Origin of the sequence: Burkholderia sp. JP2-270 (assembly GCF_003233675.1) — a bacterium.
In the GTDB taxonomy this organism is placed as follows: Bacteria; Pseudomonadota; Gammaproteobacteria; order Burkholderiales; family Burkholderiaceae; genus Burkholderia; species Burkholderia pyrrocinia_C.
Window position 1 is genome coordinate 546,568 of record NZ_CP029824.1, and the last position, 17,069, is coordinate 563,636.

The 17,069-nt window shown below is 69.7% G+C and carries 16 protein-coding genes; 9 read left to right on the forward strand and 7 right to left on the reverse strand.

The window, feature by feature from the left end:
- Positions 1–7 precede the first annotated feature (7 nt).
- Positions 8–841, forward strand: coding sequence for an OmpW family outer membrane protein (locus DM992_RS02620; protein ID WP_034183948.1), 834 nt, complete (start codon positions 8–10; stop codon positions 839–841).
- A 184-nt stretch (positions 842–1,025) separates the two neighbouring features.
- Here DM992_RS02620 and DM992_RS02625 read toward each other — a convergent pair whose 3' ends face one another.
- A complete protein-coding gene (locus tag DM992_RS02625; RefSeq protein WP_111015526.1) occupies positions 1,026–1,955 on the reverse strand; it encodes a LysR family transcriptional regulator in 930 nt (309 codons plus the stop codon).
- Positions 1,956–2,052: 97 nt separating this feature from the next.
- On the opposite strand from DM992_RS02625, the gene DM992_RS02630 reads away from it, so the two are divergent.
- Complete coding sequence (locus tag DM992_RS02630; RefSeq protein WP_111015527.1) at positions 2,053–3,336, forward strand: MFS transporter; 1,284 nt, start codon at positions 2,053–2,055, stop codon at positions 3,334–3,336.
- A 75-nt stretch (positions 3,337–3,411) separates the two neighbouring features.
- On the opposite strand, the gene DM992_RS02635 is transcribed toward DM992_RS02630, so the two are convergent.
- Both DM992_RS02635 and DM992_RS02640 read right to left on the reverse strand, forming a co-directional pair.
- Positions 3,412–4,053, reverse strand: a complete 642-nt coding sequence (locus DM992_RS02635) for a LysE family translocator (RefSeq protein WP_111015528.1) — start codon at positions 4,051–4,053, stop codon at positions 3,412–3,414.
- Between the two features lie 79 nt (positions 4,054–4,132).
- Positions 4,133–5,002 carry an NAD(P)-dependent oxidoreductase gene (locus DM992_RS02640; RefSeq protein WP_111015529.1) on the reverse strand — a complete coding sequence of 290 codons (870 nt, stop codon included), beginning with the start codon at positions 5,000–5,002 and terminating at the stop codon, positions 4,133–4,135.
- 96 nt (positions 5,003–5,098) lie between these two features.
- Here DM992_RS02640 and DM992_RS02645 point away from each other — a divergent pair, with 96 nt between their 5' ends.
- Complete coding sequence (locus DM992_RS02645) at positions 5,099–5,854, forward strand: Mut7-C RNAse domain-containing protein (protein ID WP_111015530.1); 756 nt, start codon at positions 5,099–5,101, stop codon at positions 5,852–5,854.
- A gap of 78 nt (positions 5,855–5,932) precedes the next feature.
- Here the strand turns inward: DM992_RS02645 and DM992_RS02650 are convergent, their stop codons facing one another.
- Positions 5,933–6,166 carry a hypothetical protein gene (locus DM992_RS02650; protein ID WP_111015531.1) on the reverse strand — a complete coding sequence of 78 codons (234 nt, stop codon included), beginning with the start codon at positions 6,164–6,166 and terminating at the stop codon, positions 5,933–5,935.
- A gap of 402 nt (positions 6,167–6,568) precedes the next feature.
- Here DM992_RS02650 and DM992_RS02655 point away from each other — a divergent pair, with 402 nt between their 5' ends.
- The 4 genes from DM992_RS02655 to DM992_RS02670 are packed head-to-tail and all read left to right on the forward strand — an operon-like array spanning position 6,569 to position 10,831.
- Positions 6,569–7,774, forward strand: coding sequence for an efflux RND transporter periplasmic adaptor subunit (locus tag DM992_RS02655; RefSeq protein WP_111015532.1), 1,206 nt, complete (start codon positions 6,569–6,571; stop codon positions 7,772–7,774).
- A gap of 7 nt (positions 7,775–7,781) precedes the next feature.
- Positions 7,782–8,480, forward strand: a complete 699-nt coding sequence (locus tag DM992_RS02660) for an ABC transporter ATP-binding protein (protein ID WP_111015533.1) — start codon at positions 7,782–7,784, stop codon at positions 8,478–8,480.
- A gap of 21 nt (positions 8,481–8,501) precedes the next feature.
- Positions 8,502–9,656: an ABC transporter permease gene (locus DM992_RS02665; protein ID WP_111015534.1), complete on the forward strand. Its 1,155-nt coding sequence runs from the start codon at positions 8,502–8,504 to the stop codon at positions 9,654–9,656.
- A gap of 8 nt (positions 9,657–9,664) precedes the next feature.
- Positions 9,665–10,831, forward strand: a complete 1,167-nt coding sequence (locus DM992_RS02670; RefSeq protein ID WP_111015535.1) for an ABC transporter permease — start codon at positions 9,665–9,667, stop codon at positions 10,829–10,831.
- Between the two features lie 13 nt (positions 10,832–10,844).
- Here the strand turns inward: DM992_RS02670 and DM992_RS02675 are convergent, their stop codons facing one another.
- Entirely contained in the window at positions 10,845–12,176 is a 1,332-nt protein-coding gene (locus DM992_RS02675) for a carotenoid oxygenase family protein (RefSeq protein ID WP_111015536.1), read from the reverse strand.
- Positions 12,177–12,192: 16 nt separating this feature from the next.
- Positions 12,193–12,816 carry a DUF2239 family protein gene (locus tag DM992_RS02680; protein WP_111015537.1) on the reverse strand — a complete coding sequence of 208 codons (624 nt, stop codon included), beginning with the start codon at positions 12,814–12,816 and terminating at the stop codon, positions 12,193–12,195.
- Between the two features lie 315 nt (positions 12,817–13,131).
- Here DM992_RS02680 and DM992_RS02685 point away from each other — a divergent pair, with 315 nt between their 5' ends.
- Positions 13,132–14,472, forward strand: coding sequence for an MFS transporter (locus tag DM992_RS02685; protein ID WP_111015538.1), 1,341 nt, complete (start codon positions 13,132–13,134; stop codon positions 14,470–14,472).
- Positions 14,473–14,534: 62 nt separating this feature from the next.
- On the forward strand, positions 14,535–15,935 hold the full coding sequence (locus tag DM992_RS02690; RefSeq protein ID WP_111017773.1) for an enolase C-terminal domain-like protein: 1,401 nt from the start codon (positions 14,535–14,537) through the stop codon (positions 15,933–15,935).
- A gap of 109 nt (positions 15,936–16,044) precedes the next feature.
- Here the strand turns inward: DM992_RS02690 and DM992_RS02695 are convergent, their stop codons facing one another.
- Entirely contained in the window at positions 16,045–17,034 is a 990-nt protein-coding gene (locus DM992_RS02695) for an arginase family protein (protein ID WP_111015539.1), read from the reverse strand.
- Positions 17,035–17,069: the final 35 nt, after the last annotated feature.

A 17,069-nucleotide genomic window follows, 5' to 3' on the forward strand; every position in this document is an offset into this window, starting at 1 on the left:
AGCCGTGATGAAGAAAACCCTTCTCTGCGCGGCGGCCGGCGCCGCCGCACTGGCGCCGCTCGCGGCGCACGCGCAGAGCGCCGGCAGCAACGTCGTCACGCTGGGCTGGTTCCACGTGATGCCGCAGCAGAGCAGCACGCCGATGACCACCAACGTCGCGCCGACGCCGATCAACACGCCGCTGCGGCTGCCGCCGTCGTTCACGTCGCCGGGCACCGGGTTGCGCACGAGCGGCGCCGACACCGTCGGCCTGACGATCAGCCACTTCCTGACCGACCATATCGCGGTCACGTCGGTGGCCGGCGTACCGCCGGTGTTCAAGGTGTCGGGCCAGGGCACGATCAAGCCGCCCGGCCCGGCCGGCGCGCTCGGCACGCAGAACATCGGGCTGGCGTCGGTCAACCCGATCGTGAAGAGCGTGCGGCAGTGGAGCCCGGCCGTGCTGCTGCAGTACTACTTCGGGCAGGCGACCGCGAAGTTCCGGCCGTTCCTCGGCCTCGGCGTGTCGTACAACTGGTTCAGCGACCTGCAGCTCAACACGAACTTCATCAAGCAGACGCAGGACAACCTCGGCGCGATTCTCGCGGCGGGCGCGGGCAAGCCGGGTACGACATCGGTGGAGGCAAAGGCGTCGTCGTCATGGCAGCCGGTGTTCAACGCGGGCCTGCAGTACAACATGACCGAGCATTTCGGGCTGATCGCGTCGGTGACGTACATCCCGCTGAAGACGACGTCGACGGTGACGATCAAGGCAGCCGACGGTTCGGTGCTCGCCGAGTCGAAATCGGACCTGAAGGCCGACCCGATCATCAGCTACGTCGGGATGACGTACAAGTTCTGAGCCCGGCGACGGACGACGAATGGAACGCCGCGGCAAAATCGCAGGCAAAAAAAAGCCCGCCTAAGAGGCGGGCTGAATCCATATCAGAGGAGACATGGAGGAGACAGGTGTAACTATAGCGAATCGATTTCCGCAATGCAACATTTCCGTAGAGAAAATAAGGATTTTCCCTCGAACGCCGGCTCTAGATCGTTTCGTTTGCTTCTGACCCCTTCCCGGTCTCCCGGTCCAGCACTTCGGCCAGCGCGTCGCGCAGCAGCGCGACGGGCCGCACCAGGCGGCCCGGCAGCGCACCGTGCACGATCCACACGTTGATCCGCGTCTCCAGCCCCGCTGTCTCCACCACCCTCAGCGCATCACGATGCGCGCTGCGCGCCAGCGCGTTCGGCGCCGCGATGCCGATGCCGGCGCCGCGCGCAACGAGCGACAGCTGCAGTTCCGAGCCGAACGCCTCGACCGCGACGTCGAACGGCAGCCCGGCCGCGCCGAGCGCGCGGCTCAGCGCCGAACGCATCCCGCAGCCGTCCTGGCTCAGCACCCACGGAAAACCCGACAGCGTGTCGAGCGACAGCGGACCGTCCGGCAGCGGAAAGTCGCGCGCGGCGACGAGCACCGTCGGTTGCGTGGCGAGCAGCGTCGCGGTGAACGCGTCGGGCAGCACCGCGCTCGCCGGCACCATCACGGCCGCGACGTCGAGCGTGCCCCGCTCGATGCCCTGCATCAGCGCCGGCGACCAGCCGGCCGTCACGCGCAGCGTCAGGCGCGGAAATGCATCGCGCAGCCGGTCGATCGGCCGCTCGAGCGCCAGCTCGGACAGGAACGGCGGGACGCCGATGCGCAGCTCGCCCGACGGCTCGCTATCCGGCGCGCCCGCCGCCATCAGTTCGTCGACCGCGCCCAGCACGTTGCGCGCAAGCGCATAGACGTCGCGCCCGGTGGCGGTCGGCTTCAGCGGCTTGCTTTGCCGTTCGAGCAGCGGCATGCCGAGCAGCGTTTCGAGGTTCTGCACGCGCCGCGTCAGGCCCGGCTGCGTCAGGTGAAGTTTTGCGGCCGCGGCGACCATCGACCCGCTGTCGACCACCGCGACGAACGCCAGGAGATCACGCGTATTCAAAACAAACTCGCATAATCATGTTAGACATATTTCAATTGTCGCATAAACATCGACCGCCTACGATGGGGGTTCCTTCGACCCGCACCCCAGGCTTCCGATGAACTGCCCTGCCGACTCCTGTCCCGCCGCCGCTCGCACGCCCGTCGACGCGCCGCCTGCGCTGAGCGCGGGCATGACGCTGTTCTTCGCCGCGACGGTCGGCGTGATCGTGATGGACCTGTTCGCCGCGCAACCGCTGACCGGCCCGATCAGCGCCGACCTGCACCTGCCGGCGGGCCTCGCCGGCCTCGTCGCGATGCTGCCGCAGCTCGGCTACGCGGCCGGGCTCGTGTTGCTCGTGCCGCTGGTCGACCTGCTCGAAAACCGCCGCCTGATCGTCTCGACGCTCATCGCATGCGCGGCCGCGCTCGCGCTGCCCGCGTTCACGCGGTCGGGCGCCGTGTTCCTGCTGGCAACGCTCGCCGCCGGCGCCGCGTCGAGCGTGATCCAGATGCTGGTGCCGATGGCCGCGTCGATGGCGCCCGAAGCGCAGCGCGGCCGCGCGGTCGGCAACGTGATGAGCGGGCTGATGCTCGGCATCCTGCTGTCGCGGCCGCTCGCGAGCCTGATCGCGGGCTCGGCCGGCTGGCGCGCGTTCTACGCGCTGGCCGCGCTCGCGAACGCGGCGATCGCCGTCGTGCTCGCGTTGCGCCTGCCGTCGCGCACGCCGTCGATCACGACCGGCTACCGCGCGCTGCTCGCGTCGATGGGGCGCCTGCTCGTCGACGAAGCGGTGCTGCGCCGGCACGCGCTGTCGGCCGCGCTCGCGATGGCCGCGTTCAGCGCGTTCTGGACCGCCGTCGGGCTGCGGCTCGCGCAGCCGCCGTTCGGCCTCGACCTGCACGGGATCGCGCTGTTCGCGTTCGCCGGCGCCAGCGGCGCGATCGTCACGCCGCTCGCCGGCCGCGCCGGCGACCGCGGCCATGGCCCGGCCGCGCAGCGAATCGCGCACGGCACGATGCTCGCGGCGCTCGTCGTGCTCGGGATCGCGGGCGCCGGCTGGTTCGGCTTCGACGCGCCAGTGCACCGCGGCCTTGCACTGGCGCTGCTCGCCGGCGGTGCTGCGCTGCTCGACGCGGGCGTCATCGTCGACCAGACGATCGGCCGGCGCGAGATCAACCTGCTGAACCCGGCCGCGCGCGGGCGCCTGAACGGGCTGTTCGTCGGGCTGTTCTTCGTCGGCGGCGCGCTCGGCGCGGCGCTCGCGGGCAGCGCGTGGGCATGGGGCGGATGGAGTGCGGTGTGCGGCGTCGGGTTCGCGTTCGCCGGTGCGGCGGCCGCGTTCGGCCTCTCGTCCGGGCGCCGGGCCGGCGCGAAGGCGTTGACTGGCCCGCGTGCATGAGCGGGACGCGAAAAGACGAACGCCCCGCCCTCTTGCGAGGGGCGGGGCGTTCGGCGCGCCTGAGTCAGTCCGGAATCAGTGACGGACCAGCGCCATCATCGCGCCGAAGCCGACGAACAGCCCGCCCGTCAGCCGGTTGAAAATCTTCGCGACGCTCTGGCTCTTCAGCGTCGCGCCGATGCGCGTGCCGAACGATGCGTAGACGAGATACCAGCTCACCTCGATCACCGCGAACGTGACGACGAGGATGCCGAACTGCGGCAGCGTCGGCTCGGCCGCGTTGATGAACTGCGGCAGCAGAGCGGCCGCGAACAGGATCGCCTTCGGGTTGCTGCCCGCGACCAGGAAGCCGTTGCGGAACAGTACCCAGCGCGATGCCGACGCAGCCTGGCGCGACACGGTTTCGACGTCGGCGGCCGACGGCGCGTCGTCGACGCGCGCGCGCCACGCCTTCACGCCGAGATAGATCAGGTAGGCTGCGCCCGCGAAGCGCAGCGTGTTGAACATCGCCGGCCATGCCTCGAGAACCGCGCCGAGGCCGGCAGCCGACACCGACAGCATCAGCACCAGCGCGGTGAGGCAGCCGGCCATCGTCGACGACGAGCGCCGCAGCCCGTGGCGTGCGCCGTGCGTCATCACGAGCAGCATGTTCGGGCCCGGAATCGCCGACACGACGAACACCGTCGCCACGAAAAGCCACCACGTATGCAAGTTCATGCCCGCCTCTGCGTGAAAGAAAATAGAAAGACGAAACGGCGATTATGCCGTGCGCGCCACGCTTCTGTCGCGCCCGGGATCAGCGGCCCGCGCGGCGCAGCGCGACTTCGCCGAGCACCGCGAAATCCTGCTCGCCGCCGCCGTGCGCGAGCGCATCGAGCAGGCTGTCGCGCACGACGCTCGCCACCGGCAGCGGCACCGACGTGGCGTCGCCGGCCTCCAGCGCGAGCCGGACATCCTTCAGCCCGAGGCGCGCCTTGAAGCGTGCGGGCTCGTAACGCCGCTCGGCGATCATCGAGCCGTAGCCTTCGTAGACGGGCCCCGGAAACACGCTGCTCGTGATCACGTCAAGGAAGTCGCGCATCGCGACGCCGTGCGCGCCGAGCAGCGCGGACGCCTCGCCGAGCGTCTCGATCGCCGATGCGAGCGTGAAGTTCGCCGCGATCTTCGCGACGTTCGCGTGCTGCGGCAGCGAACCGAACCGCCAGGTCTTCTGGCCGATCGCGTCGAACAGCGGCTGCACGCGGTCGATCGCCTCGGCCGGGCCGCCCGCCATGATCGTCAGGCGCGCGGCGGCCGCGACGTCGGGCCGCCCCATCACCGGCGCGGCGACATAATCGATGCCGCGCGACGCGTGCGCGTGCGCAAGCGATTCGGCGAGCGCGACCGACACCGTCGCCATGTTCACGTGGATCAGGCCGCGCGGCGCCTGCGCGAGCAGCGCGTCGTCGAACACGGCGCGCGCGGCCGCGTCGTCGCCGAGCATCGAGAACACCGCGTCGCCGCGAAACGCGTCGGCCGGCGTGACGACGATCTGCGCACCGAATGCCGCGAGCGGCTCGGCCCGCTCGCGCGACCGGTTCCAGACCCGCACCGTGTGCCCCGCCTTCAGCAGGTTCGTCGCGATCGCCTGCCCCATTTCGCCCAGCCCGATAAACCCGAGATCCATTGCCCGCTCCTTCGCTCCGTGAAGCCGCGAGTTAAACACAGATGCCGGCCGTCTGCAGCGCCTGCCGCCGGCCGGGCGCGGTGCGATACTGCACGGATGCCGACCGCGACCTTCCGCTTCCACGGCGAACTGAACGCCTTTCTCCCGCGCGCGCAGCGCGACCGCGCGTTCGGGCACGCGTGCGCACGCGATGCGACGGTGAAGCATGCGATCGAGGCGCTTGGCGTCCCGCATACCGAAATCGGCCGGCTCCGCGTGAACGACGCGCCGGCCGCGTTCAACCGGCCGCTAGACGACGGCGACCATGTCGAAGCCTTTCCGGAGCGCGCGCAGCCGGCCAACGGTGCAACCGCGGCGCAACCGGAGCAATGGCGCTTCGTCGCCGACGCGCATCTCGGCGGCCTTGCGCAATTGCTGCGCCTCGCGGGCTTCGACACCTGCTACGACAACCACTACCGCGACGACGAGCTCGCGGCGCTCGCCGGCCGCGAGGGCCGGGTCGTGCTGACCCGCGACCGCGAGCTGCTCAAGCGGCGCGCGGTCGCGCGCGGCTGCTACCTGCACGCGGTGCAGCCGGCCGACCAGCTGCGCGAGCTGTTCGAGCGGCTCGATCTCGCGCCGCACATGCAGCCGTTCCGGCTGTGCCTGCGCTGCAATGCGCCGCTGCATCCGCTCGACGCGGAGGCCGCCGCGCCGCACGTGCCGGACGGGGTCCGGCAGCGGCACCGGCGCTTTGCCGCGTGCGACGTCTGCCGGCGCGTGTTCTGGGAAGGCTCGCACTGGCGGCGCATGCGCTCGGTGGTCGACGCGATGCGCGCGCCGGCGCCGCCGTCCGGCCCTGGCGACGCCTGAAAAAACAAAACCCCGCATGCCGGAGCATGCGGGGTCTTTCGACGGGCGGCCGGCAGCGCCGGCCCCGGAGCGAATCGCTTAGTTCTGCGTGCCCTTGTCGTTCGTGCCTGCAGCCGAAGCAGCAGCAGCCTTCGCCTTGCCCTTCGCCGAACCGTGAGTCTTCAGCTGGTGTTTCGGCTTGCTGTGATCCTTCTTCATCGGTGCCGAAGCGGGAGCCATCGCGTCAGCTGCCGGCGCTGACGCCTGTGCGAATGCCGAAACCGATGCGAGTGCGAATGCTGCGGTCATGATCGAAGCGAGCGTCTTCTTCATTGTTCTTCCTTTAGCGGAGAAAAAGTCAAACGTACCGGTAAGAGATGCGAGGCATTCGCATCGGAACGCCAGTCGCGCCGGGGTTTCCGGTCGCCGCCGGGCGGCCGGCTTGCGCCGTTTCGCCGCGACAAAGACTGACGTACTGGCTCCATAACGCGCCGCCTTCGCGGCAAGTTGACACGCAGCTTGCGCCTCGCGGGTTTTCCCCGACGGCGCCTGCTTCCGGCCGCCCCGGCATGCGTATCCGGCATCGTGCGGCCCGTCCGCCGGCAGCCGAGGCGGCCCGGCAAACCGGCTCTCGCGCGCTGCCCCGCGGCGCTATACTGGGCGTCCATCCGTCCCTTTCCCCGGAAACCGGATCGCGGCCGGTCGCCAGACCGCCGCCGTCGCGAGGCGCTCAAATTGCCCGATCACAATCTGGACAAACTGAAAATCGACCGGCGTCCGATCGCGCCGGTGCCACGGCGCCGCCGGTGGGTCCGCTATGCGGCCGCCGCCGCGCTCGTCATCGTCGCGATCGTCGCCGGCATCGCGCTCACCGGCCGGCCAACGGTCGAAACCACGTCCGTCACGTCCGCCTACCCGTACCAGAACGACACGCAACTCAATGCGACCGGCTACGTCGTGCCGCAGCGCAAGGCCGCGGTTGCGTCGAAGGGCCAGGGGCGCGTCGAATGGCTCGGCGTGCTCGAGGGCACGCGCGTGAAGAAGGACGAGATCATCGCGCGCCTCGAAAGCCGCGACGTCGAGGCGTCGCTCGCGCAGGCGCTAGCCCAGGCGAAGGTCGCCCGCGCGAACCTCGGCGTGCAGCAGGCCGAGCTGAAGGACGCCGAAATCGCGTTGCGCCGCACCGCGGTGCTCGCGCCGAAGGGCGCCGTGCCGGCCGCGCAGCTCGACATCGATACGGCCCGCATGAACAAGGCGCGCGCGTCGCTCAGCAGCGGCGAGGCCGCGATCGCGTCTGCCGACGCCAATGCGCAGGCCGCGCAGGTCGCGGTCGACCAGACGGTGATCCGCGCGCCGTTCGACGGCATCGTGCTCGCGAAGCATGCGAACGTCGGCGACAACATCACGCCGTTCTCGTCCGCATCGGACAGCAAGGGCGCGGTCGTGACGATCGCCGACATGGACACGCTCGAAGTCGAAGCCGACGTCGCCGAATCGAACATCGCGAAGATCCGCGCCGAGCAGCCGTGCGAGATCCAGCTCGACGCGCTGCCCGACCTGCGCTTCGCGGGCCGCGTGTCGCGCATCGTGCCGACCGTCGACCGCTCGAAGGCCACCGTGCTCGTGAAGGTGCGCTTCGTCGACCGCGACGACCGCGTGCTGCCCGACATGAGCGCGAAGATCGCGTTCCTGTCGAAGCCCGTGTCGGCGCAGGACCGGCAGCCCGTGACGGCCGTGCAGGCGAGCGCCGTCGTCGAGCGCGACGGCCGGCCGGTCGTGTTCGTCGTGAAGGACGACACCGTGCGCGCAGCGGCCGTGACCACCGGCATGCGGATCGGCGAGCTGGTCGCGATCCGCGGCGTGAAACCCGGCGATACGGTCGTGCTCGCGCCCGGCGCGAAACTGAAGGACGGTGCGAAAGTGACCGTCGCGAAGAAGTAGCGCCAGCGTGAACGACGCACCGCCGCCCCTCGTCGAGATCAGCCACGTCGCGAAGTCGTACCGGCGCGGCAACCAGATCGTGCCCGTGCTGACCGACATCACGCTCGATATCGGCAAAGGCGACTTCGTCGCGCTGATGGGGCCGTCGGGCTCCGGCAAGAGCACGCTGCTGAACCTGGTGGCCGGCATCGACCGGCCCGACAGCGGCGAACTGCGCGTGGGCGGCGTCGACATCTCGCAGCTCGCGGAGGCGCAACTGGCCGAATGGCGCGCGGCGAACGTCGGCTTCATCTTCCAGTTCTACAACCTGATGCCCGTGCTCACCGCGTTCGAGAACGTCGAGCTGCCGCTGATGCTCACGCACCTGTCGCGCCGCGAGCGGCGCGAGCGCGTCGAGCTCGTGCTCGACATGGTGAACCTCGGCGACCGGATGACCCATTACCCGTCCGAGCTATCGGGCGGCCAGCAGCAGCGCGTCGCGATCGCGCGCGCGCTGATCACCGATCCCGTGCTGATCGTCGCCGACGAACCGACCGGCGACCTCGACCGCGCGTCGGCCACCGACGTGCTCGCGATGCTGCAGCGGATGAACGCCGAGCTCGGCAAGACGATCATCATGGTGACCCACGACGCGCACGCGGCCCGCGCCGCGCGGTCGCTCGTGCATCTGGAAAAAGGGGAGCTGATCGATGGGCACGCCGGCTGACCGGCTGCGGGAGCGCGCACGATGTACGTGCTGAAACTGATCGCGCGCAACGCGCTGCGGCACCGGCTGCGCACGCTGCTGACCGTGCTCGGGCTGACCATCGCGGTGCTGGCGTTCGGGCTGCTGCACACGGTTGTCGACGCATGGTACGCGGGCGCGGCCGCCGCATCCAGCGGACGGCTCGTCACGCGCAATGCGATCTCGCTCGTGTTTCCGCTGCCCGTCAGCTACGAGAACCGGATACGCGGCATCGACGGCGTGACGGCCGTGGTCCGCTCGAACTGGTTCGGCGGCATCTACCGCGACCCGAAGAACTTCTTCGCGAGCTTCGCGGTGTCGGAGAACTATCTCGACCTGTATCCGGAATTCATCATCCCGGCGCAGCAGCGCGCCGACTATAACCGCGACCGCCGCGGCTGCCTGGTCGGACGCCAGCTCGCGACGCAGTTCGGCTTCAAGATCGGCGACGTGATCCCGCTGAAGGGCACGATCTATCCCGGTACATGGGACTTCGTCGTGCGCGGGATTCTCGACGGCCGCGACGATTCGACGATCACGCGCCAGATGGTGTTCCACTGGGACTACCTGAACGAGACGGTACGGCAGCGCACGCCGAAACAGGCAGATCAGGTCGGCGTATTCGTGCTCGGCGTCGCGAACCCCGACGACGGCGCGACGATCGCGCGCAACGTCGACGCCGTGTTCAAGAACTCGCTCGCCGAGACGCTGACCGAAACCGAGCAGGCGTTCCAGCTCGGCTTCGTCGCGATGTCGAACCAGATCATCGCGGCGATCCGCCTGGTGTCGTACGTGGTGATCCTGATCGTCATGGCCGTGATGGCCAACGCGATGGCGATGAGCGCACGCGAACGCACGGCCGAATACGCGACGTTGAAGGCGCTCGGCTTCGGCCCCGGCTTCCTCGCGCTGATCGTATTCGGCGAATCGGTCGTGATCGCGGTGGCCGGCGGCGGGCTCGGGATCCTCGCGACGCCGCCCGCCGCGAGCCTGTTCAAGCAGGCGGCCGGCAGTATCTTCCCGGTGTTCAGGGTGTCGGCCGAGACGGTCATGCTGCAGGCCGCGTGCTCGGTCGCGGTCGGCATCGCGGCCGCGATCGTGCCGGCGTGGCAGGCGGCGCGCGTACGCGTCGTCGAAGGCCTGCGGGCGATCGGGTAGGCACGCGCATGACGATCCCGCTCACCTACATCGCGCGCAACCTGTGGACCAGGCGGCTCACCACCGCGCTCACCGCGGGCGGGATGGCGCTCGTGATCTTCGTGTTCGCGGCGGTGCAGATGCTCGACGCGGGGCTCACGCAGACGCTCGTGTCGACCGGCGAACCCGACAACGCGGTGGTGATCCGCAAGGGCGCCGAAACCGAGATCCAGAGTTCGATCGACCACCAGCAGGCCAACGCGCTCGAGATGCACCCGGCCGTCGCGCTCGGCCCCGACGGCCGGCCGCTCGTGTCGAAGGAAGCCGTCGTGCTGATCTCGCTCGTGAAGACGTCGAGCGGCAAGCCGTCGAACGTCGTGATCCGCGGCGTGTCGCCGTCCGGCCTCGCGCTGCGGCCGCACGTGAAGCTGGTGGCCGGCCGCATGTTCGTGCCCGGCTCGTCGGAAATCATCGTCGGCAGCGCGATCGCGAAAGGCTTCAGCAGCACGCAGCTCGGCGACAGCCTGCATTTCGCGCAGCGCGACTGGACCATCGTCGGTATCTTCGACGCGGGCGGCAGCGGCTTCGATTCGGAGATCTGGGGCGACGTCGACCAGCTGATGCAGTCGTTCCGGCGCACGAACTATTCGTCGATGGTGCTGCGCATCCCGAGCGCCGACGGCTTCGCGCGCTTCAAGGCCGACATCGACGTCGACCCGCGGCTGACCGACGAGGCGAAGCGCGAGCAGACCTTCTACGGCGACCAGTCGAAGGCGCTGTCGAAGTTCATCAACATCCTCGGCATCACGCTGTCGACGATCTTCTCGATCGCCGCGATGATCGGCGCGATGATCACGATGTATGCGTCGGTCGCGAACCGCGTCGCCGAGATCGGCACGCTGCGCGCGCTCGGCTTCACACGCATGAGCGTGCTCGCCGCGTTCCTGCTGGAAGCGCTGCTGCTCGGCTTCGTCGGCGGCGTCGCGGGGCTCGCGTGCGCGTCGCTGATGCAGTTCGCGTCGTTCTCGACGACCAACTTCCAGACCTTCGCGGACCTGTCGTTCCGTTTCGTGCTGACGCCCGCGATCGTCGTGAAGACGCTGATGTTCTCGCTCGTGATGGGGCTCGTCGGCGGGTTCCTGCCGGCGATGCGCGCCGCACGGCTGAAGATCGTCGACGCGCTGCGCGCACAGTGATGCACACGGCCGCTCAGCGCACGCGCGGCACCCACGCGCCATGGAACCCGGCCGGCACGCGGCGCGGCAGGTGCACGGTCGCGACCGGCCCCGCGTCGATCGCGCGCGCATCGAGGATCACGACGTCGCTCGTATCCGTCGCCGCGCGGTAGACCATCACCAGCAGCCAGCCGTCGTCCTCGTCGACGCCGCCCGGGCGCGGCACGAACACGGGCTCGCCGTTCTGGTCGCCGGCCGGCACCCCGTAGCGCGTCGTCGTGCCGCGCGCGTGGTCGAAGCGCATCACGCCGCGCATTTCCGTATTGTTCGGCTGTTCGGCCGCATACAAATAGCGGTAGCGGCGCCCCGTCCGGCTTTCGTTGATGCGCGGCAGTTCGATGCCGCCGTCGGCAAGCGGCCCTTCGTCGATCAGCGCGTTCGCCGTATCGATCACGTAGCGCCACAGCTCGCCGACCGGGTTGTCGGCAAAGCGGCCCGTGTGCGCGTCGAGCCGCAGGTACCACGGATAGCGCACCGCATCGAGCACGATGCACGATTCGTCGCAGTCGTACGCGTTAACGACGTGCTGGATGAAGCATGGCTCGATGCCGAACCAGCGCACATCGCCGCCGTGGCGCGCGATCACGCCGATGCGCGCGGCCCGGTCGTCGTGCCAGCGCAGCGGCATCCGGTGGCCCTCTTTCAGCATCGAGAAATCGTAGCCGACGTTCAGGTCGAGCAGCAGGCTGCGGGTTTCCGTGATCGCGAGGTCGTGCATCATTGACGGCGCGGGCACGTCGAGCGCGATATCGACGCGCTGCACGCCCTGCGCGTCGACGACGCGGTAGCGCAGCCACGGTGCGCGCCAGTCCGCACGAAACGCGATCAGTTCGCCCGTTTCCGGATCGACCTTCGGATGCGCGGTCATCCCGCCATCGAAACCCGCATGCCGCTCCGGCACACCGAGCGAATCGAGCGCGGCGGTGATCGCGAGCGGCGCGCCGCCCTCCGCCAGCGCGAGCAATTCGCCGGCGTGCTGCAGCACGTTCACGTTCGGATTGGTGTCGGGCAGATGCGGCGCCTGCGCGGGCGCATGCACGGCGGCCCAGCGGCGCGTGCGCGCCCAGCGGTTCCGGTAGCCGGCCGCACGGCCGCGTTCGAACGCGATCGCGTGCAGCATCGCGGCTTCCGGCCACCACGACAGCACGTCGTTTCCTTCGAAGCGGCCGTCGGGCGGGTTCGGGCCGTTGCGCAGCAGCGTGCCGTCGAGTTCGCACGGGATGGCGCCGGTCACGCGCAGATCGACGAAATCGACCTCGTCGGCGACCGGCGCGATCGCGCCGCGGTTCAGATCGAATGCGGTCATCGCGTCGGACGCTCCGTCAGCAGTCTTCGGTGGACGGCGGCAAGTCGCCGCGCGCCAGCGCGAGCGCATGGTCGCGTACGTCGTCCGGCCATCCGGCGACCAGCTCCGCCAGCCGTACCGCGTCGTTCGCGTACAGCGCCCGCGCGGCCTCCTCGAAACCGGGCAGGTCGCCCGCCATCGCCGACATGAAGTGGAACGCGCGCGCCTGCGCGTCGCGGCGCCGGTCGGCCTCCGCATGCGTGCGCCGCGCGTCCTCGACGAGCTTGCGCAGCGCGACGGACGCGCCGCCCGGCTGCGCGCCGAGCCATTCCCAGTGACGCGGCAGCAGCGTGACCTCGCGCGATACGACGCCGAGCTTCGGCCGGCCGCGGCCGCGCTGCTCGCCCGCGCCGGCCGGCTCGCCGGCGGCACCGGGCGCGTCGCCCGGCGGCGGCGCATAGCGCGCGCGGATATCGTCCGCCGTGCCGCGCAGGTCGAGGTCGATCGAGCGGCCCGTCGCGTCGTCGAAGATCAGGATCGCGCCGGACATTGCGTCGCCGGCTTGCCTGACCGCAAGCGCGACCGTCGCGAGCGGGCCCGACGCGAGCCGCCGGTGGCCGTCGAAGGCCGTGTACGAAGGAAGAAGCGTGGAGGTTGTCATCGTGGTCGCCCGCAGGCAGGAATCGGAATGGCGCTATTTTTATCCGGGTATAAATTGAATGTCAATATCATCCGGGTAAAAAATATGACATCGTGCCGCTGCCGGCGACACCCAGCCCATCGATTCAAATGCTGAATCGATCAAGTCAGCAATTGGCATGAAGGCGCAAATATCGACATGACAGAATGGCCCGGACGCCCTGCCTGCATCGGCGTCCGGCGCCTGGCCTCCGGCCCGCGGCACCGGCACGAATAACGCGCGCACCCGACGCGCCTGCCGCACGACGGCACCTTCCGCCATTCGGAGGAGACAGTCATGAATCCGCTTCAAGCGCTGCCGGCGTCCGCGTCTGCAACGGCCCGCCGCACGCGCGTGCGCTGGCTCGTGCTGGCCGTCCTGTTCGCGGTCACGACGATCAACTACGCGGATCGCGCGGCGATCGCGATCGCCGGACCGAGCCTCGCCCGCGCGCTGCACCTGAGCCACGTGCAGATCGGCTTCATCTTTTCCGCGTTCGGCTGGTCGTACGTGGTCGCGCAACTGCCTGGCGGCTGGCTGCTTGACCGCTACGGGTCGCGGATCGTCTACGCGTTCAGCATCTTCTTCTGGTCGCTGTTCACGCTGCTGCAGGGCGCGATCGGCTTCTTCGGCGGCGCGGCCGCGTTCGCGCTGCTGTTCGGGCTGCGCTTCCTGGTCGGCGCGGCCGAGGCGCCGTCGTTTCCGGCCAACAGCCGGATCGTGTCCGCATGGTTCCCGGCCGCCGAGCGCGGCACCGCGTCGGCGATCTTCAACGCCGCGCAGTACGCGGCGACCGTCGTGTTCGCGCCGCTGATGGGCTGGCTCGTGCACGCGTTCGGCTGGCAGTCGGTGTTCGCGGTGATGGGCGTGCTCGGCTTCGCGTTCGTCGCGGTGTGGAACCGCACGATGTACGACCCGAAGGACCACCCGAACATCAATCGCGCGGAACTCGACTACCTCGCCGAAGGCGGCGCGCTCGTCAACATCGACCAGGCGACGGGCGCGCACGGCGGCGGCCCGTCGATGCGACACGTGAAGGCGCTGCTGAAGAGCCGGATGCTGATCGGCGTGTATGTCGCGCAGTACTGCATCAACGCGCTCACCTATTTCTTCATCACGTGGTTTCCCGTCTATCTCGTGCAGGCGCGCGGGATGTCGATCCTCAACGCGGGGCTCGTCGCGTCGATCCCGGCCGTGTGCGGGTTCCTCGGCGGGATTCTCGGCGGCGTCGTGTCCGACGCGTTGCTCAGGCAGGGCCGGTCGCTGTCGGTCGCGCGCAAGGTGCCGATCGTGTTCGGCATGCTGCTGTCGATGTCGATGATCGTCTGCAACTACACCGATTCGCACGTGCTCGTCGTGCTGTTCATGGCGCTGTCGTTCTTCGGCAAGGGGCTCGGTGCGCTCGGCTGGGCCGTCAACGCGGACACCGCGCCGCGCCAGATCGCGGGGCTGAGCGGCGCGCTGCTCAACACGTGCGGCAATCTGTCGAGCATCACGACGCCGATCGCGATCGGCTATATCGTCGACCGCAGCGGCTCGTTCAACGGCGCGCTCGTCTATGTCGTCGCGCACGCGCTCGTCGCCGTGATCTGCTACCTGTTCGTCGTCGGCGAGATCCGCCGCGTCGAGCTTCATTGAACGGCGCGGGCCGCGCCGGCGCGTCCGGCGGCCCGCGCGCCACCGGAACCAGGAGCGAACCGATGTCCGAATCACGCCGTGCCGGCACCCCGCGCGTCACGCGCATGCAGGTGATTCCCGTCGCCGGCCGCGACAGCATGCTGCTCAACCTATGCGGCGCGCACGCACCCTGCTTCACGCGCAACCTCGTGATCCTCGACGACAGCAGCGGTCACACCGGCGTCGGCGAGGTGCCGGGCGGCGAAGGGATCCGCCATGCGCTCGAGCGCATGACGGATCTCGTGGTCGGCCAGTCGATCGGACGCTACCAGGCAACGCTCAACGCAGTGCGCGCGGCGCTGTCCGGCGCGGGTGCAGCAGGTGCGGGCCGCACGATCCGGCACGAGGTGACGTCGGCCGGCGAAGCGGCGGTGCTGCGCCAGCCGCACGAGATCAACCTGCGGCTCGACAACGTGATCACCGCGATCGAGGCCGCGCTGCTCGACCTGCTCGGCCAGCATCTCGACGTGCCGGTTGCGGCGCTGCTCGGCGAAGGCCAGCAGCGCGACGCGGTGCCGATGCTCGCGTACCTGTTCTACATCGGCGACCGGCGCCGCACCGATCTGCCGTATCGCGACGAGACGCACGCATCGAACGCGTGGTTCCGGCTGCGCAACGAAGCGGCGCTCACGCCGGCCGCGATCGCGCGGCAGGCCGAAGCCGCGGTCGAGCGCTACGGCTTCGCCGACTTCAAGCTGAAGGGTGGCGTGATGGCCGGTGCCGACGAGATGGAAGCGATCGCGGCGATCAAGGCGCGTTTCCCGGACTCGCGCACGACGCTCGACCCGAACGGCGCATGGTCGCTCGACGAGGCCGTCGCGCTGTGCCGCGGGCAGGGCCACCTGCTCGCGTACGCCGAGGATCCGTGCGGGCCGGAAGGCGGCTATTCGGGCCGCGAGGTGATGGCCGAATTCCGCCGCGCGACGGGCATTCCGACCGCGACCAACATGATCGCGACCGACTGGCGGCAGATGGACCACGCGGTGCGGCTGCAGGCGGTCGACATCCCGCTCGCCGATCCGCATTTCTGGACGATGCAGGGCTCGGTGCGGCTCGCGCAGTTGTGCCGCGACTGGGGGCTCACGTGGGGATCGCACTCGAACAACCACTTCGACGTATCGCTCGCGATGTTCACGCACGCGGCGGCGGCCGCGCCCGGCACGATCACCGCGATCGACACGCACTGGATCTGGCAGGAAGGCGACGCGCGGCTCACGCGCGAGCCGCTCGCGATCGTCGGCGGCAAGGTGGCCGTGCCGGAGCGGCCAGGGCTCGGGATCGAGCTCGACATGGCACAGGTCGAGGCCGCGCATGCGCTGTACAACGAGATCGGCGGCACTGCGCGCGACGACGCGGTCGCGATGCGCTATCTCGTGCCGGGATGGACGTACGACCCGAAGCGGCCGAGTTTCGGGCGGGGGTAAGAACGGCGATACGTTCGCGTCGCGCCGAAACGCCCGCCGAACCGCGCTTCGTTATGGACAGGCGGATGGCGGCATGTGTGCGCGCAGCAGCGAACGATCGCGCTCGCCATCAACCGCGCGGCACGGGCAGCGCTGCCACGCCATGGGCGATGCTGCGCGCGATTCGATCGGCGTACGCGAGCTCCGGATCGAGCCCCGGGTCGTAGATGGTGAAGTCGATCCCCGCGATACGGCCCGACGCGGCGAGCGTACCGAGCAACGCGTCGAGCCCGTCGAAGCCCAGCCCCGGCGAACCGGGCGAATCCACGGCCGGAAGCTGCGCCTGATCGAGTACGTCGAGATCGACATGCAGCCAGGCTCGCCCGAGCGAGCGCCGATGCAGCCAGTCGACCAGCTCGCCGGCGACGACGCCGGGCCCGCGCGCCAGCAACTGCTGGATCGTCACGCGCGTGATCGCGGTGCGAACGATATCGCCATACGCAGCTGCGAAGGCGTCGGTTTCGGCATCGCGCTCGCCGATCTGGCACGCGTCGAGATCGTCGACGAGCGGGCCGTCGAGATCCGGCCAGCAGGTCAGCAGCGGCTCCCCTCGCCCAGTCGCCAGCGCGAGATCCATCCCCGCCGCGGAACCGAGCCGCTGCGCGGTGTCATAGTTGCCCGGATGGAAGAAATCGCTGTGCCCGTCGACGTGGAACAGCCCCCTGCCGCCGGCCCGCCGGTTGCCCAGCAGGCATCCGAGCAGCACGCTGCAATCGCCGCCGAGCACGACCGGAAACGCATGCCGCCCGAGCGCATCGGCGACGTACCCGGCCAGTTCGAGCGAGAAGTCGCGGATCGACACGCCGTTGCGGATGCGCGTGCCGGACTGCGGCTCGAACGCGTAGGCGGGATGCGCGAGCCACGACACGCGCGCGCCGAGACGCGCGGCGAGGCCGGTGGCCAGCAGCACCTCGGGGCCGCGCCAGGTCTCGGGCTCGCGGCCGGCCGCGTTCGGCCGCAGGCCGAGGCTGCTGGGCGCGGCGATGAGTTCGACCGGGCTAGCGACGCCGGTTTGCGGATACCCGTCCCGCAGGTCGGGTGAAGCGGTCGACACCGTCATGATTTCTCCTCGCACGATCGCCGGCCTGCCGGGTG

Coding starts and splice junctions, on each gene's coding strand:
- DM992_RS02620 (WP_034183948.1), top strand. CDS start 8: ATGAAGAAAACCCTTCTCTGCGCGGCGGCCGGCGCCGCCGCACTGGCG.
- DM992_RS02630 (WP_111015527.1), top strand. CDS start 2,053: ATGAACTGCCCTGCCGACTCCTGTCCCGCCGCCGCTCGCACGCCCGTC.
- DM992_RS02665 (WP_111015534.1), top strand. CDS start 8,502: ATGTACGTGCTGAAACTGATCGCGCGCAACGCGCTGCGGCACCGGCTG.
- DM992_RS02670 (WP_111015535.1), top strand. CDS start 9,665: ATGACGATCCCGCTCACCTACATCGCGCGCAACCTGTGGACCAGGCGG.
- DM992_RS02690 (WP_111017773.1), top strand. CDS start 14,535: ATGTCCGAATCACGCCGTGCCGGCACCCCGCGCGTCACGCGCATGCAG.
- DM992_RS02650 (WP_111015531.1), bottom strand. CDS start 6,166: ATGAAGAAGACGCTCGCTTCGATCATGACCGCAGCATTCGCACTCGCA.
- DM992_RS02635 (WP_111015528.1), bottom strand. CDS start 4,053: ATGAACTTGCATACGTGGTGGCTTTTCGTGGCGACGGTGTTCGTCGTG.
- DM992_RS02680 (WP_111015537.1), bottom strand. CDS start 12,816: ATGACAACCTCCACGCTTCTTCCTTCGTACACGGCCTTCGACGGCCAC.
- DM992_RS02695 (WP_111015539.1), bottom strand. CDS start 17,034: ATGACGGTGTCGACCGCTTCACCCGACCTGCGGGACGGGTATCCGCAA.
- DM992_RS02675 (WP_111015536.1), bottom strand. CDS start 12,176: ATGACCGCATTCGATCTGAACCGCGGCGCGATCGCGCCGGTCGCCGAC.
- DM992_RS02645 (WP_111015530.1), top strand. CDS start 5,099: ATGCCGACCGCGACCTTCCGCTTCCACGGCGAACTGAACGCCTTTCTC.
- DM992_RS02640 (WP_111015529.1), bottom strand. CDS start 5,002: ATGGATCTCGGGTTTATCGGGCTGGGCGAAATGGGGCAGGCGATCGCG.
- DM992_RS02685 (WP_111015538.1), top strand. CDS start 13,132: ATGAATCCGCTTCAAGCGCTGCCGGCGTCCGCGTCTGCAACGGCCCGC.